Source organism: Enterobacter sp. MF024 (assembly GCF_005843915.1).
In the GTDB taxonomy this organism is placed as follows: domain Bacteria; phylum Pseudomonadota; class Gammaproteobacteria; order Enterobacterales; family Enterobacteriaceae; genus Enterobacter; species Enterobacter barmai.
Genome location: NZ_VCBB01000015.1, coordinates 133,031 through 148,460 on the forward strand (window position 1 = coordinate 133,031; position 15,430 = coordinate 148,460).

At 57.8% G+C, this 15,430-nt stretch carries 16 protein-coding genes; 12 read left to right on the forward strand and 4 right to left on the reverse strand.

The window, feature by feature from the left end; all coding sequences use genetic code 11:
- Positions 1-27: 27 nt before the first annotated feature.
- Complete coding sequence (gene mrcA / locus FFB58_RS19560) at positions 28-2,580, reverse strand: peptidoglycan glycosyltransferase/peptidoglycan DD-transpeptidase MrcA (RefSeq protein ID WP_039031518.1); 2,553 nt, start codon at positions 2,578-2,580, stop codon at positions 28-30.
- A gap of 120 nt (positions 2,581-2,700) precedes the next feature.
- On the opposite strand from mrcA, the gene pilM reads away from it, so the two are divergent.
- The 12 genes from pilM to trpS all read left to right on the forward strand — a co-directional run bounded on the left by pilM (position 2,701) and on the right by trpS (position 12,659).
- On the forward strand, positions 2,701-3,483 hold the full coding sequence (gene pilM / locus FFB58_RS19565; protein ID WP_138370767.1) for a pilus assembly protein PilM: 783 nt from the start codon (positions 2,701-2,703) through the stop codon (positions 3,481-3,483).
- Positions 3,480-4,019, forward strand: a complete 540-nt coding sequence (locus FFB58_RS19570; protein WP_138370768.1) for a PilN domain-containing protein — start codon at positions 3,480-3,482, stop codon at positions 4,017-4,019. The genes pilM and FFB58_RS19570 overlap by 4 nt, the downstream gene beginning before the upstream one ends.
- Entirely contained in the window at positions 4,003-4,464 is a 462-nt protein-coding gene (locus FFB58_RS19575) for a HofO (protein WP_138370769.1), read from the forward strand. The genes FFB58_RS19570 and FFB58_RS19575 overlap by 17 nt, the downstream gene beginning before the upstream one ends.
- On the forward strand, positions 4,454-4,846 hold the full coding sequence (locus FFB58_RS19580) for a HofP DNA utilization family protein (protein ID WP_138370770.1): 393 nt from the start codon (positions 4,454-4,456) through the stop codon (positions 4,844-4,846). The genes FFB58_RS19575 and FFB58_RS19580 overlap by 11 nt, the downstream gene beginning before the upstream one ends.
- Positions 4,761-5,996 carry a DNA uptake porin HofQ gene (gene hofQ, locus FFB58_RS19585; RefSeq protein ID WP_138370771.1) on the forward strand — a complete coding sequence of 412 codons (1,236 nt, stop codon included), beginning with the start codon at positions 4,761-4,763 and terminating at the stop codon, positions 5,994-5,996. Before FFB58_RS19580 ends, hofQ begins: the two co-directional genes overlap by 86 nt.
- Before the next feature lie 296 nt (positions 5,997-6,292).
- The gene (gene aroK / locus FFB58_RS19590) at positions 6,293-6,814 is read left to right on the forward strand and encodes a shikimate kinase AroK (protein ID WP_010436374.1); all 522 of its coding nucleotides are present in this window, start codon (positions 6,293-6,295) and stop codon (positions 6,812-6,814) included.
- A 57-nt stretch (positions 6,815-6,871) separates the two neighbouring features.
- On the forward strand, positions 6,872-7,960 hold the full coding sequence (gene aroB / locus FFB58_RS19595) for a 3-dehydroquinate synthase (protein ID WP_138370772.1): 1,089 nt from the start codon (positions 6,872-6,874) through the stop codon (positions 7,958-7,960).
- 92 nt (positions 7,961-8,052) lie between these two features.
- Positions 8,053-9,309, forward strand: coding sequence for a cell division protein DamX (gene damX, locus FFB58_RS19600; protein ID WP_138370773.1), 1,257 nt, complete (start codon positions 8,053-8,055; stop codon positions 9,307-9,309).
- Positions 9,310-9,376: 67 nt separating this feature from the next.
- Complete coding sequence (gene dam, locus FFB58_RS19605; RefSeq protein ID WP_039031524.1) at positions 9,377-10,189, forward strand: adenine-specific DNA-methyltransferase; 813 nt, start codon at positions 9,377-9,379, stop codon at positions 10,187-10,189.
- Positions 10,190-10,230: 41 nt separating this feature from the next.
- Entirely contained in the window at positions 10,231-10,908 is a 678-nt protein-coding gene (rpe, locus tag FFB58_RS19610; RefSeq protein WP_039031525.1) for a ribulose-phosphate 3-epimerase, read from the forward strand.
- Positions 10,901-11,662, forward strand: coding sequence for a phosphoglycolate phosphatase (gph, locus tag FFB58_RS19615; RefSeq protein WP_039031526.1), 762 nt, complete (start codon positions 10,901-10,903; stop codon positions 11,660-11,662). The genes rpe and gph overlap by 8 nt, the downstream gene beginning before the upstream one ends.
- A complete protein-coding gene (gene trpS / locus FFB58_RS19620; protein WP_039031527.1) occupies positions 11,655-12,659 on the forward strand; it encodes a tryptophan--tRNA ligase in 1,005 nt (334 codons plus the stop codon). The genes gph and trpS overlap by 8 nt, the downstream gene beginning before the upstream one ends.
- A 112-nt stretch (positions 12,660-12,771) precedes the next feature.
- Here the strand turns inward: trpS and FFB58_RS19625 are convergent, their stop codons facing one another.
- The 3 genes from FFB58_RS19625 to nirC all read right to left on the reverse strand — a co-directional run bounded on the left by FFB58_RS19625 (position 12,772) and on the right by nirC (position 15,273).
- Positions 12,772-12,942 (reverse strand): YhfL family protein, encoded by a 171-nt coding sequence (locus FFB58_RS19625; protein WP_039031528.1) that lies wholly within the window; start codon positions 12,940-12,942, stop codon positions 12,772-12,774.
- Positions 12,943-13,075: 133 nt separating this feature from the next.
- A complete protein-coding gene (gene cysG / locus FFB58_RS19630) occupies positions 13,076-14,449 on the reverse strand; it encodes a siroheme synthase CysG (RefSeq protein WP_138370774.1) in 1,374 nt (457 codons plus the stop codon).
- A gap of 14 nt (positions 14,450-14,463) precedes the next feature.
- Positions 14,464-15,273, reverse strand: coding sequence for a nitrite transporter NirC (nirC, locus tag FFB58_RS19635; protein ID WP_138370775.1), 810 nt, complete (start codon positions 15,271-15,273; stop codon positions 14,464-14,466).
- Positions 15,274-15,430: the final 157 nt, after the last annotated feature.

Consider the following 15,430-nt stretch of genomic DNA (forward strand, 5'->3'; position numbering starts at 1 on the left):
TCTCCACAGGGAAAGGGGGAAGATGTATCAGAAGAGCTCTTGCGTTTCGCCGTTATCAATCAACGTTGTACCCACCTCATGCACCACCTGATGCGTTGGTTGCGTGCCTTCGATGAAATACTCTTCGCGACTGTTACCGCCGTTAGCTAACTGACCGCTGCTGCGATCGATATTGACCGTAACGATACCCGGCGGTGGCGTGAGCGGCTGTTCCGGTACACCATCAAGAACGACTTTCATAAAGGCATCCCACGCCGGCTGGGCGCTTTTGGCTCCGCCTTCGTAACCGGAAATCTGATCTTTAATCGCCCCGGACGCCGTGGTACGGCCTAAATCACGACGGTGATCGTCAAAGCCGATCCACACCGACGTTACCGCACCCGGACCGTAACCCGAGAACCAGGCATCTTTCGAGCTGTTGGTGGTCCCGGTTTTACCGCCGATGTCCTTGCGCTGCAAATCACGACCCGCACGCCAGCCCGTGCCCTGCCAGCCTGGTTCACCAAAGATGTTGCTGTTCAGCGCGCTTTTGATCAGGAACGCCAGCGGGGTGTTAATCACGTGCGGGGCATACTCCTGAGCACCGGTCTGGGCAACCAGCGCCTGGTTCGCCTGCTGGAGCTGCGGCATCGGCACCGCCGCATTCTGCTGCTCCTGAGAAATCGCGACATCTTCCATGTCCTGGTTGTTCAGCGCCTCTGACTTAGGCGTGTCACCGTAGATCACCGGAATATCACACTCTGCGCAGGCGATTTTCGGTCTGGCGTCAAACAGGACACCGCCCTGATCGTTCTCGATTTTGCTGATGAAGAACGGATCGACCAGGAAGCCGCCGTTGGCCATCACCGCATAGCCGCGCGCAACCTGCAGCGGGGTAAAGGAGGCGGAGCCCAGCGCCAGCGACTCGGTATGCACGATATTTTGCGCCGGGAAGCCGAAGCGCTGCAGATATTCCGCCGCATAATCGACGCCCATGGCACGCATGGCGCGCACCATCACCACGTTTTTCGACTGTCCCAGCCCCTGACGCAGGCGAATCGGACCGGCGTACTCTGCGGGTGAGTTTTTCGGACGCCAGTCGGAACCGGCCCCGGCATCCCAGCGGGAGATCGGCACGTCATTGAGGATACTGGCGAGGGTCAGACCCTTATCCATTGCCGCGGTGTAGAGGAAGGGTTTGATATTGGAACCGACCTGACGCAGCGCCTGAGTGGCACGGTTAAATTTGCTCTGGTTAAAGTCGAAGCCGCCAACCAGCGCCAGCACCGCGCCGTTATGCGGATCGATGGAGACCAGCGCCGAGTTAACGTCCGGGATCTGCCCCAGCCACCAGGCGTCATTCACCTGGCGAACCCAGATTTGCTGACCCACCTGTACCGCATCGGTCACTTTACGTGGCGTCACGCCCTGCTGCGTATCAGAGCGATACGGACGCGCCCAGCGTACCCCTTCCATCCGCAGCGACACGGACGTGCCGTCCGCGAGCATCGCCGTGGCTTCCTGCGGATTGGCCTGGGTCACCACCGCCGCCACGAACGGCCCGTAGCCCGGAAGCGGCTTCAGGGTATCGGTGATTTTTTTGCTGTTCCACGCCGATTCACCCACTTTCCACAGCACGTTTGAAGGACCGCGGTAGCCGTGACGCATATCGTAATCAATCACGTTGTTACGCACCGCCTGCTGCGCGCCCTGCTGGACGTTGCGGCTGATGGTGGTGTAAACGCGGTAACCATCTTCGTAGGCCTGCTCGCCGTAGCGGGAAACCATCTCCTGACGAACCATCTCGCTGAGGTACGGCGCGGAGAAGGCAATTTCCGGGGCATGGTAGTTGGCGTCAATCACATCGTTGCGCGCCTGATCGTACTGGGTCTGGCTGATATAGCCCTCGCTCAGCATACGCGACAGCACCACGTTGCGACGCGCCGTAGCGCGATCCAGCGAGTAGAGCGGGTTAAAGGTGGAAGGCGCCTTCGGCAGACCGGCGATGGTGGCCATCTCACTCAGGGTGAGCTGCTCGATGGATTTACCGAAATAGACCTGCGCCGCCGCGCCCACGCCATAGGCACGGTAGCCGAGATAGATCTTGTTGAGGTAAAGCTCAAGGATCTCATCTTTGTTCAGCAACTGCTCAATGCGGATCGCCAGGAACACTTCCTTAACCTTACGCATCAGCGTTTTTTCAGGGCTCAGGAAGAAGTTACGCGCCAGCTGCTGGGTGATGGTACTAGCCCCCTGCGAAGCATGGCCGGAGAACAGCGCTACGCTTGCAGCACGGAAAATCCCCACCGGGTCAACGCCGTGGTGCTCATAAAAGCGGCTGTCTTCTGTGGCAATAAAGGCTTTCACCATGACTGGCGGAATTTGATTCAGCGTCAGCGGGATACGGCGCTTTTCACCGTACTGGGCAATCAGCTCGCCATCGGCGCTATAAACCTGCATCGGGATCTGAAGTCGTACGTCACGAAGCGTAGCGACATCAGGCAGTTGCGGCTCAATATATTTGTACAAACCAAAAATCGAGCCTGCTCCAAGCAGAATGCAACAGACTGCAAGGATCAATAAATACTTTACGAACTTCACTGGAGATTTCCCATTTAGTTTGAACTGGGCAGTTTCTAAACAATCGCGCGGTAGTATAAAGGCAAGCCTGTAGCATTGATATAGCCGTCATCCCCAGGGACGATAAGGAGATCGTGAAACATGGCGTTTAAAACATGGCGAACAGGCGTTCATATTCAACAGGATAAGGTTCTGGCCGTCGCGCTGGTGCGCGAAAAGTCGGGGTGGGGGCTGCGCCGCTGGTGGCAGCTTCCCCTGGCGGAGGGCATTATCCACGACGGGCAAATTCTTCAGCCCGAACAACTGGCTGCGGCCCTGCGCGAATGGCGTCAGACGCTGCCGCATCAGCATCAAATATTTCTCGCCTTTCCGGCTGCCCGCACCCTGCAGCGCACGCTGCCGCGCCCGGCGATGACCCTGCGCGACAGCGAGCAGACGGCCTGGATTGCATCCGCGTTGAGCCGTGAACTGGAGATGGCGCCCGAAGCCCTGCGTTTTGACTATGCAGAAGATACCTTCAGCCAGACATTTCAGATTACTGCCGCACAAAATAAGGAGATCGACGCGCTTCTGGAGCTGGCCCGGGTCCTGCGCCTGCAACTCACCACCATCACGCCCGATGCCGGAGCGCTGGCGCATCTGCTGCCTTTTGTGCAGGCGCCCGCCCAGTGTATCGCCTGGCGCGATCGGGACCAGTGGCTCTGGGCGATGCGCCACCAGTGGGGCAGGCGCGGGCTGGCGGAAGCCCCCGACGTCGAACGGCTGGCCGTGCTGCTGGCGCTCAGGGTTGAGGAGATCGCCTGCTGCGATATGGCCAGTTTCGATCCCTGGTGCGTGGTACCCCACCGGCAGCCGCCGCTGCCTGAAAATGGCGCGGATTTTAGCGTCGCGCTGGCGCTGGCGGCGGGAGTCTATCCGGTATGAGGACCGCAAACCTGCTGCCGTGGCGTCAGCAACAAAAACGCCACTGCCTGCGCTTCTGGGGCCTGCTGTTTACCGGCTCGCTGCTCTTAACGCTGCTGCTCTGGACGGCCCTTCGGGCCAGCTCATCTCTGCAGACGGATGTTTACGCCCATAGGCAGGCCAGCGATCTGGCGCTGCGACAGGCGCTGGAGCAGCGGCAAACGCAGTGGGCGGCGCGTGTTGTTCAGCGCCAGCAACGCCAGCGCTGGGCGCGGCAAAAAGCCAGCACGGAGGCCTGGCAGGCGGAACTGATCGCCCTGGCCCACGCCCTGCCAGAGCAGGCATGGCTGGCGCAGCTTCGCTTTAAGCAGTCCACGCTCTCGCTCCACGGATACGCCACTACCTTATCGGCGCTTGCGGCGCTGGAGACGGCACTACGCCTGCTGCCCGGATTCGGGCCGGGAACGCCGGGGGAGATGCGCCAGGACGCGCAGGGACGCTGGGAGTTTAGCTGGACGCTGACCCGCAAGGAGCAGGCTTATGCGGATCCATCCTGACATCTGGTACAGGCTGTCTCCGCGCTGGCGCGGCCTGTGCTGGGGCGTCAGTTCCGGGCTGATGCTGTTCGGCGTCACCGGTGTGCAGCTACACATACAGCATCAACAGCTCACGACGCAGCAGGCTCAGCATGAACAAGATGCGGCGATCAACGCCCGCTTATGGACCGCAGTGCGTAAGCTCTTCCCCGACGATGACGTCCCAGCGTCCGTGGCAACGCGCCCTTTTTCGCCGCTGGAGTTCGATACCGGTGAGATGCGGATGGTGCGCTGGCAGCCCGTCAGCGCAGGCGGGGAGCTGGTGGTCGATGCGGTGTGGGCGCAGATCCCCACGCTGTTTGCCACCCTCGCCCGGCGCGATGTGGCGGTCGGGCGTTTTACCATCCAGCCAGAGCAGCAAAAGCTACGGATTACCCTGCACCTGGAGCGCCAGAATGCGGGTTAACCGGGGTGTGCTGCTTTTACTGCCGCTGCTTCTCGGCATGCGCGATCCGTTTCAGGCCCCGGTGTCACGCTGCCCCGATGCCACTTTGAGCCAGTGGCGATATGCCGGGCTGGTGTCCGGCGCGGTACCGGTGGGGATCGTCAGGGATGAAACGTCTCGCTGGCTGCGGGTGCGCCGCGGCGAGACGCTGCCTCAGGGCTGGCGGGTAATGACGCTGGATGAAAAGGAGCTGGTCATCGACACCTCAGAGGCCTGTGAACAGCCGCTGTGGCGATGGCAACGACAAGGAACGAAACATGAAAACAGGGATCGTGGCACTGCTGCTGATCGCCAGCCAGGCGCTGGCAGCGGAAACGGCGGCCGTCAATCTGGTGGTGGATGACGTACCGGTCGCCCAGCTTCTGCAGGCTCTGGCGGAGCAGGAGAACCGCAACATGATTATCGCCCCGGACGTGAGCGGCAACGTCTCGCTGCGTCTGCAGAAGGTGCCCTGGCTACAGGCGCTACAGACGGTAGTGACCAGCGCCGGGCTGGTGATGCGCCAGCAGGAGGGCATCTTTTATATCCACAGCGCCGCCTGGCAGCAGCAGCAGCAGGCCAGAAAAGAGGCGGAGCGCGCAAAGCGCCAGCTCAGCGTGCCGCTGGAGGCGCGCAGCTTCCCTCTCTCGTATGCGGATGCGAGCGATCTCCAGCAGGCGGCCGAAAAGCTCCTTAGCCCGAAAGGCAGCCTTGCGGTGGACAAGCGCACCAATCGTCTGCTGGTGCGCGACACCCGGGCAGCGCTGGACGCACTACAGCACTGGGTGACGCAGATGGATCTGCCGGTAGCGCAGGTCGAGCTCGCGGCGCACATCGTCAGCATGAGTGAAAAAAGCCTGCGCGAGTTAGGGGTGAAGTGGAGTCTGGCCCAGGCTCAGCAGGCGGGTAAGCCCGGTCAGCTGACGATACTCAGCGCCGATCTTGCGGTTAACGCCGCGACCACGCAGGTGGGCTTTAATATCGGGCGGATTAATGGCCGGCTGCTGGACATTGAGCTCTCCGCCCTCGAACAAAAGCAGCAGGTGGATATCATCGCCAGCCCGCGGCTGTTGGCATCCCACATGCAGCCCGCCAGCATCAAACAGGGGAGCGAGATCCCTTATCAGGTCTCCAGCGGAGAGAGCGGGGCGACGTCGGTGGAGTTTAAAGAGGCGGTGCTGGGCATGGAGGTGACGCCGGTGGTGCTGGCCAACGGTCGGGTACGCCTGAAGCTGCGTATCAGCGAGAACAGTCCGGGCCAGGTGTTGCAGCAGGCCGACAGTGAAACCCTGACCATCGATAAGCAGGAGATTGAAACCCAGGTTGAAGTTAAAAGTGGTGAAACGCTGGCCTTAGGGGGAATTTTTTCTCAGAGGCATAAAAGCGGCAGCGAAAATGTGCCAGGCTTGAGCCGTATTCCTCTCCTGGGGCAACTTTTCCGCCATCAGGGTAAAGACAACGAGCGCCGGGAATTAGTGGTTTTTATCACCCCACGTCTGGTTGCAACGCCATAATGGGCAGCAATGCCCCGCGTGATTTTGCATTCTGTTTGTTGCAGATGTTTGACGTGGGGCATGAATTAGCATACAAGGAGTACCGATTTGAGAATCAGCTTACACAATCTCACCCCTTAATAACTTAAGCGGCAAGCCTGGTGATTTATTCTGTTGCCAAACAAGCTGGAGTACTGAGATAATTTTTAGTCTGACTCTCGCTCTATCGCATATGAGGTTTCAGTTCATGTCCTGTTACGCCAGGTATCGGCGAAGCGGGTTTACCATTAACGAATAGTCTTAGTAGTACCGAAAAAATGGCAGAGAAACGCAATATCTTTCTGGTTGGGCCTATGGGTGCCGGCAAAAGCACTATTGGGCGCCAGTTAGCTCAACAACTCAATATGGAATTTTACGATTCTGATCAAGAGATTGAGAAACGAACCGGAGCTGATGTGGGCTGGGTCTTCGACGTAGAAGGCGAAGAGGGTTTCCGTGACCGTGAAGAAAAAGTCATCAATGAACTTACGGAAAAGCAGGGCATTGTGCTGGCTACCGGCGGCGGCTCTGTAAAATCTCGCGAAACTCGCAACCGTCTCTCCGCCCGCGGTGTCGTGGTCTATCTCGAAACGACCATCGAAAAACAACTGGCGCGTACGCAGCGTGATAAAAAACGCCCGTTGCTACAGGTTGAGACGCCTCCACGCGAAGTTCTGGAAGCACTGGCTGGTGAACGCAATCCGCTGTACGAAGAGATTGCTGACGTCACCATTCGCACAGACGACCAGAGCGCAAAAGTGGTCGCAAACCAGATTATTCATATGCTGGAAAGCAACTGATTCTGGCTTTATATACACTCGCCTGCGGGTAAAAGCATTTAAGGTGGATGTCGCGTTATGGAGAGGATTACAGTCACTCTCGGTGAACGGAGTTACCCTATCACTATCGCGGCTGGTTTGTTTAACGACCCAGCTTCCTTCTTACCACTGAAAGCGGGTGATCAGGCAATGCTGGTCACCAATGAGACTCTGGCTCCGCTTTATCTCGACCGCGTACGTCAGCTGCTCGAACAGGCTGGCGTGAAGGTCGACAGTGTGATTCTGCCTGATGGCGAGCAGTATAAAAGCCTGACGGTACTCGATACCGTCTTCACCGCATTACTGCAAAAACCGCACGGTCGCGACACTACACTGCTGGCTTTAGGCGGCGGTGTCGTTGGCGATCTGACGGGGTTTGCTGCGGCAAGCTATCAGCGCGGTGTCCGTTTTATTCAAATTCCTACCACGCTGTTGTCGCAGGTCGACTCTTCCGTTGGTGGCAAAACCGCCGTTAACCATCCGCTTGGCAAAAACATGATTGGCGCGTTCTACCAGCCCGCTTCGGTGGTGGTGGATCTCGACTGTCTGCAAACGCTGCCTCAGCGCGAGCTGGCCTCTGGCCTGGCGGAAGTGATCAAGTACGGCATTATTCTGGACGGCGAGTTCTTTAGCTGGCTTGAAGAGAATATGGACGCCCTGTTGCGCCTGGATGGTCAGGCGATGGCGTACTGTATTCGCCGTTGTTGTGAGCTGAAAGCAGAAGTGGTTGCCGCAGACGAGCGCGAAACAGGCTTACGTGCTTTACTGAATCTGGGGCACACCTACGGTCATGCTATCGAAGCCGAAATGGGCTACGGTAACTGGCTGCATGGCGAGGCCGTGGCGGCGGGAATGGTAATGGCCGCACGCACCTCGGAGCGTCTGGGTCAGTTCAGCAAGGCGGATACACAACGCATTATCACGCTGCTTGAGCGCGCCGGTTTGCCGGTGACGGGGCCGCGAGAAATGTCAGCGCAGGCCTACTTGTCGCACATGATGCGTGATAAAAAAGTATTAGCAGGCGAGATGCGTCTGGTACTCCCGCTTGCCATCGGAAAGAGTGAAGTTCGTGGCGGTGTGCCGCACGATGTCGTTCTTGGCGCTATTGCTGATTGCCAGCAAGCGTAACTATTAGAAAGGTCCGGCTGCGGTAACACGTAGCCAGTTTGCTTCAGGTGATGTGCAAAGTTGTAGGCATAAGCCTTTTAGTGGGGTGTTAAATGGATGAATTCAAACCAGAAGACGAGCTGAAACCCGATCCCAGCGATCGTCGTACTGGTCGTACTCGCCAGTCTTCAGAACGTGATAACGATCCGCAAATTAACTTTGATGAGGTCGATCTGGACAATGACGATCCTCGTCCTTCGCGTGGCCGCGCCGCCCGCGACGAGCGTGAAGAAGAGGATTATGAGTCCGAAGAAGATTCAATGGACGAAGAGCCCGTAGAGCGTCGCCCGCGTAAGCGTAAAGCCGCTCCGGCGAAGCCCGCCTCCCGCCAGTACATTATGATGGGCCTGGGTGTGCTGGTCCTGCTGCTGCTGATTATCGGCGTCGGCTCGGCACTCAAAGCCCCGTCAACCACGCCTGCTGAACAAACCGCGTCCGGCGAGAAGAGCATCGATCTCTCCGGCAGTGCTGCCGATCAGGCGAATGGCACCCAGCCTGCGCCGGGTACCACTTCTGCAGAGAATACTGCCGGGAATAACCAGCAGGAGATCTCTCTGCCGCCGGTTGCCTCCACGCCAACTCAGGGCCAGTCTCCGGCGACCCCGGAAGGCCAGCAGCGTGTTGAAGTGCAGGGCGATCTGAATAATGCCCTGACGCAGCAGCAGGTCAACAACGTGGTGGTGAACTCTACGCTGCCGACCGAGCCTGCGACCGTCGCGCCAGTTCGTGGTGCCACCGGGCAGCAGCAGACGGCGGCTACAGAAACTGCGCCACGTCAGACTAAACCTGCACAGCATCAGGAACGTAAGCAGACGGTTATCGAGCCGAAGCGTGAAGTGAAGCCACAGCCAGTTGCCAAAGCCGAAACGCCGAAAGCCGCCGCGCAGCCGAAGCACACTGAAACGGCAACCAGCGCCCCGGCCAAAGCGCCAGCGGCAACCGTGACGGCACCGAAAGCGACGGCTACCGCCTCGACGCCAGCTGCAACCGCGCCTGCGGCTTCTGCCAGCACCGGTAAATCTACAGGGAATGTGAGTTCACTGAAGTCTGCGCCGTCCAGCAACTACACGTTGCAGCTGAGCAGCTCTTCCAGCTATGACAACCTCAACGGCTGGGCGAAAAAATCAAACCTGAAAAACTTCGTTGTTTACGAGACCACCCGTAACGGTCAGCCATGGTATGTGCTGGTGAGCGGTGTGTACTCTTCTAAAGATGAAGCAAAACGCGCGGTTGCCACGCTGCCAGCCGACGTTCAGGCGAAAAATCCGTGGGCGAAGCCGATCCGTCAGGTTCAGTCCGATTTGAAGTAATCTGTGAAGCGCAGGATGCTGTCGGAGCTTTCTCCACAGCCGGAGAAGGTGTAATCAGTTAGTCAGCATGAAAAAAAATCGCGCTTTTCTGAAATGGGCAGGGGGGAAATACCCCCTGCTCGATGATATTCAAAAACACCTGCCAGACGGCGAGTGTCTTGTCGAACCCTTTGTTGGCGCGGGCTCGGTATTTCTCAATACCCACTACTCCCGCTATATCCTTGCGGATATCAACAGCGATCTGATCAGCCTCTATACCATCGTAAAAGAGCGTACCGATGAGTACGTCGATGAGGCGCGCAAGCTGTTTACGCCAGAGAACAACAACCCGGACGTTTACTATCAGCATCGCGCTGAGTTTAATCAGAGCCAGGACAAGTTCCGCCGTGCGCTGTTGTTCCTCTATCTTAACCGCCATGGCTACAACGGCCTGTGCCGGTATAACCTGCGTGGTGAATTCAACGTGCCCTTTGGTCGCTACAAGCGCCCGTACTTCCCGCAGGCTGAACTGTATCACTTTGCTGAAAAAGCGCAGAATGCGGAGTTCCATTGCCTCTCGTATGAAGAGTGTATGGATAAAGCTGACGCCAACTCGGTGGTCTACTGCGATCCGCCTTATGCTCCACTGTCGGCAACGGCGAACTTCACCGCCTATCATACCAACAGCTTCAGTCCCGCCGAGCAGGCGCGTCTGGCGGAGATGGCGGAAAAACTGGTCAGCAAAAGTATCCCGGTGTTAATTTCGAATCACGACACGCCCGATACGCGCGAATGGTACAAGGCCGCTGAGCATTTTCAGGTCAAGGTCCGGCGCAGCATCAGCAGCAACGGCGGTACACGTAAAAAGGTGGACGAACTGCTGGCTCTCTATCTGCCCTGAGCCGTTTCGCCCGCCGTTAAACAAAGTTCAAGGAGATGCGGATGAAACAGTATTTGATTGCACCCTCAATTCTTTCGGCTGATTTTGCCCGGCTGGGCGAAGACACCGCGAAAGCCCTGGCTGCCGGTGCGGATGTCGTTCATTTCGACGTTATGGATAACCACTACGTGCCTAACCTGACCATCGGCCCGATGGTCCTGAAGGCGCTGCGCAACTATGGCGTCACCGCACCCATTGATGTGCATCTGATGGTGAAGCCGGTTGATCGCATCGTGCCGGATTTTGCCGCCGCGGGCGCCAGCATCATCACCTTCCATCCTGAAGCCTCCGAACACGTTGACCGCACGCTGCAGCTGATCAAAGAGCACGGTTGTAAGGCGGGCCTGGTCTTTAACCCGGCCACGCCGCTGAGCTACCTTGATTACGTGATGGACAAGCTGGACGTGATCCTGCTGATGTCCGTGAACCCGGGCTTTGGCGGGCAGTCCTTCATTCCACAAACGCTGGATAAGCTGCGTGAAGTGCGCCGCCGTATCGACGAGTCTGGCTTTGATATCCGCCTCGAAGTGGATGGCGGCGTGAAGGTCAACAACATCGGCGAAATCGCTGCGGCGGGCGCGGATATGTTTGTCGCGGGTTCGGCTATTTTCGATCAGCCGGACTACAAAAAAGTCATTGATGAAATGCGCAGTGAACTGGCGAAGGTAAGTCATGGATAATTTGCAGGCAATTCGGGGCGTTGCATTTGACCTCGACGGCACGCTGGTGGACAGCGCGCCGGGTTTAACAGCGGCAGTGGATCAGGCGCTGTACGCGCTGGAACTGCCGGTCGCGGGCGAAGAGCGCGTGGTTACGTGGATCGGTAACGGGGCGGACGTGCTGATGGAACGCGCGCTGACCTGGGCGCGTCAGGAACGGGCGATCCAACGTGCGGCGCAGGGCAAGCCGGGTGTCGATCATGCGGATATCCCGCAGGAAGAGCAGGTTCGTGTCCTGCGTAAGCTGTTTAACCGTTTTTATGAAGAGACGGTGGAAGAGGGCAGCTTCCTGTTCCCGGATGTGGCCGGTACGCTGGGCGCGCTGCATGCTAAGGGTATGCCGCTGGCGCTGGTGACCAATAAGCCGACAGCGTTCGTCGCGCCGTTGCTGGAAGCGCTGGATATTGCCCACTATTTCTCGGTGATTGTCGGTGGCGATGACGTGCAGAACAAGAAGCCGCATCCCGAACCGCTACTGCTGGTGGCAGGAAAATTATCTTTATCGCCTGAAGCACTGCTCTTTGTAGGTGATTCGCGCAATGATATTCTGGCTGCCAGGGCCGCAGGCTGCCCGTCCGTTGGCCTCACCTATGGTTATAACTACGGTGAATCCATTACGCTGAGTGAGCCGGATTTTGTCTTCGACCACTTCAAAGATTTACTGCCCGTTCTCGGGCTTTCGCACAGTGAAAATCAGGAATTGAAAAATGACTAAGCCCATCGTATTTAGTGGCGCACAGCCCTCAGGTGAACTGACCATTGGCAACTATATGGGTGCGCTGCGTCAGTGGGTGAACATGCAGGATGAGTATCACTGTATCTACTGCATCGTTGACCAGCACGCCATTACCGTGCGCCAGGATCCGCAGCAGTTGCGTAAAGCGACGCTCGACACCCTTGCGCTCTATCTGGCCTGCGGTATCGATCCTGAGAAAAGCACCATTTTCGTTCAGTCCCATGTGCCGGAACACGCGCAGCTGGGCTGGGCCCTGAACTGCTACACCTATTTCGGCGAACTGAGCCGTATGACCCAGTTCAAGGATAAATCTTCCCGTTACGCCGAAAACATCAACGCCGGTCTGTTCGACTATCCGGTGCTGATGGCCGCTGACATCCTGCTGTACCAGACCAACCAGGTTCCGGTGGGTGAAGATCAGAAGCAGCACCTGGAGCTGAGCCGCGATGTCGCCCAGCGCTTCAATGCAATCTACGGCGACATCTTCAAGGTGCCAGAGCCGTTTATTCCGAAGTCCGGCGCTCGCGTGATGTCCCTGCTGGAACCAACCAAGAAGATGTCCAAGTCAGACGATAACCGCAACAACGTTATCGGCCTGCTGGAAGATCCAAAAGCGGTGGTTAAGAAGCTCAAGCGTGCGGTTACCGACTCGGACGAGCCGCCTGTGGTGCGTTACGACGTGCAGAACAAAGCGGGCGTCTCTAACCTGCTGGATATTCTCTCCGCCGTGACGGGGCGCAGCATTCCTGAGCTGGAGCAGCACTTCGAAGGCAAAATGTATGGTCATCTGAAAGGCGAAGTGGCTGACGCGGTTTCCGGCATGTTGACCGAACTGCAGGCGCGTTATCACCAGTTCCGTAATGACGAAGCCTTCCTGCAGAAAGTGATGAAAGAGGGGGCCGAGAAGGCCAGCGCACGCGCCTCTGAAACGCTGAAAGCGGTGTACGAAGCGATTGGGTTTGTGGCGAAACCTTAAGCTTGTTTGCCGGGTGGCGGCTTCGCCTTACCCGGCCTACGGGGTAGTGTAATAGCGCCACTCTGCGAAAAAAAACCGGGAACTCCCCGGTTTTTTTATGCCTGAAAAACGTTTACTGACTCGCTGCCGGGCCACAGCCGCCGATGATCTTGGAGATAGAGATCGCCGGGTGCAGCAGGTAATCGTAGCTGCAGTTATTTTTGGTGTTTTCAACACGGCCGGTACATGCCGTCAGAGTCGTTAAGATGCCTGCAACCAGGGCAATCTTTGCCAGTTTGAACATAACGCTTCCTTGTCTGTAACATGAGGGAATATATGAAAATGTGCTTTCGCGGAAGGTATGTTATCGACAGGGGTAAGAGAGGAGTAGTCCATAACAGGACTACTCATTTCGCGGGAAATATGTTCAGTCTGGCTTAGTGGTTGGAGAACCAGTTGAGTCTGTCACGCAGCGCCACCACGCGGCCTACGACGATCAGCGCCGGGCTTTCAACCTGTTGGGCAAGCTCGCCCAACTGGGTTAACACGCCGCTGACCACACGCTGTTTGATCGACGTGCCGTTCTCCACCAGCGCAACCGGCATTTCTGCATCCATGCCGTGTTCAAGCAGTTTCGCCTGAATGGTCGCCGCCTGGTTCAGCCCCATATAGAACACAAGGGTCTGTTTTTCCGCGGCCAGGTTATGCCAGTCCAGTTCGCAGCCGGTTTTCAGGTGGCCGGTAACCAGACGCACGCTTTGGGCGTATTCACGGTGGGTCAGTGGGATACCGGAATAGGCCGAGCAGCCAGAGGCGGCGGTAATGCCCGGCACCACCGAGAACGGAATGCCTGCGTCACACAGCGTCTCCAGCTCTTCGCCGCCGCGCCCGAAGATAAAGGGATCGCCGCCTTTCAGACGCACCACGCGTTTCCCCTTTTGCGCTTCACGCAGCAGGATCTGGTTAATCTCTTCCTGCGGTACGCAGTGATATCCGGCGCGCTTGCCGACAAACACCCGGTCGGCATCCCGGCGCACCAGGTTCATGATGTCATCAGAGACCAGACGGTCATAAACCACGATATCCGCCTGCTGGATCTGCTGCAGCCCTTTCAGGGTTAATAGGCCGGCATCGCCCGGACCTGCGCCCACCAGCACCACCTCGCCACGGTGATCGAGCGGTGCACTCAGCAGCTGCTCGGTGGTGTCATCCACGGCTTTGCGATCCTGGTTAGCCAGCGACTGCGCCAGCCGGTCGTTGACAAAGAATTTTTCCCAGAAGCGGCGGCGTTCGCCGACGGTGGCGTACTGCTTTTTCACCCGGGCGCGCAACTGCCCCGCATAGTGGGCTACATGGCCTAAGTGCTGCGGCAGAATGGCTTCGAGCTTTTCGCGCAGCAGGCGCGCCAGCACCGGCGAGGTACCGCCGGAGGAGACGGCGACCATCAGCGGCGAGCGGTCGATAATCGACGGCATGATGAAACTCGCCTCTTTCGGCGCATCCACCACGTTGCAGAAGATCCGCCGGGTTTCACAGGCGTCGCTGACGCGCTGGTTAACCACATCGTCGTCGGTAGCGGCAATGGTCAGCCAGCAGGTATCGAGCAGAGATTCGTTGAACTCACCCTCAACGAGGGTGAGCATCCCTTCCTGCGCCCACACGGTAAACTGCGGGGCGAAGTCGAGGGCGTTTACGGTGAGTCGGGCACCTGCGTCTAACAGCAGGCGGGCTTTACGTTCAGCCACATCGCCACCGCCCACGAGCAGGCAGTCACGATTGCGTAATTGACAGAATATTGGCAGGTGATCCACGACATTACCTCTTCTTACTGGTTGGCTTTCGCCTGAACGGTTGCGATGGTGGCAGGAGTCGGACGCTCCGCTTTAGGGGTAGCATACCAGTAACCCCAACCCATAAATACAACCCCAGAAAGGGTATTGCCAAGCGTTACCCACAACAGGTTATGGCCGATGCCTGACAGGGTATAGGCTTCGCTGTGGTGACCAAACCAGGAAAGGGCAAACAACGTCATGTTGGCAACGGAGTGTTCGTAACCGGAGGCGATAAAGGCCAGCAGGCACCACCAGATCGCGATGAACTTCGCGGCACCTTCAGTACGGATTGCCATCCAGATCGCAAGACACACCAGCCAGTTACAGAGCGCGCCTTTAAAGAACAGGACCATCGCCGGGGCGGTGGTTTTCGCCAGAGCGACGGTGTGAACGAGGCTGGTATCCACCGGCAGCAGGCTACCGCCACCCCAGCAGTAAAGCAGCGCGACAAACACGGAGCCCACCAGGTTACCGAGCCAGGTCTGCGGCAGAATGCCCCACATCTGGCCCTGGGTGATGGTGCCGGCTTTCACGCCCAGCGTCAGGAACATGGTGTGACCGGTGAAAAGCTCAGAACCTGCGATGATGACCAGGGTCAGCGCGATCCCGAAGGTAGCGCCCATCACCAGCGGACGAACGGATGGGTCGACGAGATTACCGAGGGTGAAAATTAAAATGATCCCCAGGCCCACATAAGCACCGGCCATCGCGGAACTGATCCAGAATCCGAGAGGACTATTTTTGCTGAGGCGTGCGATGCGCGCAGCGTTAGCCGCACACTTATTAATAGTGTCTGTAAACATTTGATTATCCATTACACTTTATCCTTCGCGCTGCCTCTTTGTTGGCTGCCTTCACTCACCCCAGTCACATAGTGAACTATGCTCCTGGGGATTCGTTCAGTTGCCGCCGCGATGCAGCACAAATGATTTCGTGTAAAAAGTTGAAAAGCTCCCGAAC

Coding starts and splice junctions, on each gene's coding strand:
- pilM (WP_138370767.1), top strand. CDS start 2,701: ATGGCGTTTAAAACATGGCGAACAGGCGTTCATATTCAACAGGATAAG.
- FFB58_RS19570 (WP_138370768.1), top strand. CDS start 3,480: ATGAGGACCGCAAACCTGCTGCCGTGGCGTCAGCAACAAAAACGCCAC.
- FFB58_RS19575 (WP_138370769.1), top strand. CDS start 4,003: ATGCGGATCCATCCTGACATCTGGTACAGGCTGTCTCCGCGCTGGCGC.
- FFB58_RS19580 (WP_138370770.1), top strand. CDS start 4,454: ATGCGGGTTAACCGGGGTGTGCTGCTTTTACTGCCGCTGCTTCTCGGC.
- hofQ (WP_138370771.1), top strand. CDS start 4,761: ATGAAAACAGGGATCGTGGCACTGCTGCTGATCGCCAGCCAGGCGCTG.
- aroK (WP_010436374.1), top strand. CDS start 6,293: ATGGCAGAGAAACGCAATATCTTTCTGGTTGGGCCTATGGGTGCCGGC.
- aroB (WP_138370772.1), top strand. CDS start 6,872: ATGGAGAGGATTACAGTCACTCTCGGTGAACGGAGTTACCCTATCACT.
- damX (WP_138370773.1), top strand. CDS start 8,053: ATGGATGAATTCAAACCAGAAGACGAGCTGAAACCCGATCCCAGCGAT.
- dam (WP_039031524.1), top strand. CDS start 9,377: ATGAAAAAAAATCGCGCTTTTCTGAAATGGGCAGGGGGGAAATACCCC.
- rpe (WP_039031525.1), top strand. CDS start 10,231: ATGAAACAGTATTTGATTGCACCCTCAATTCTTTCGGCTGATTTTGCC.
- gph (WP_039031526.1), top strand. CDS start 10,901: ATGGATAATTTGCAGGCAATTCGGGGCGTTGCATTTGACCTCGACGGC.
- trpS (WP_039031527.1), top strand. CDS start 11,655: ATGACTAAGCCCATCGTATTTAGTGGCGCACAGCCCTCAGGTGAACTG.
- FFB58_RS19625 (WP_039031528.1), bottom strand. CDS start 12,942: ATGTTCAAACTGGCAAAGATTGCCCTGGTTGCAGGCATCTTAACGACT.
- nirC (WP_138370775.1), bottom strand. CDS start 15,273: ATGTTTACAGACACTATTAATAAGTGTGCGGCTAACGCTGCGCGCATC.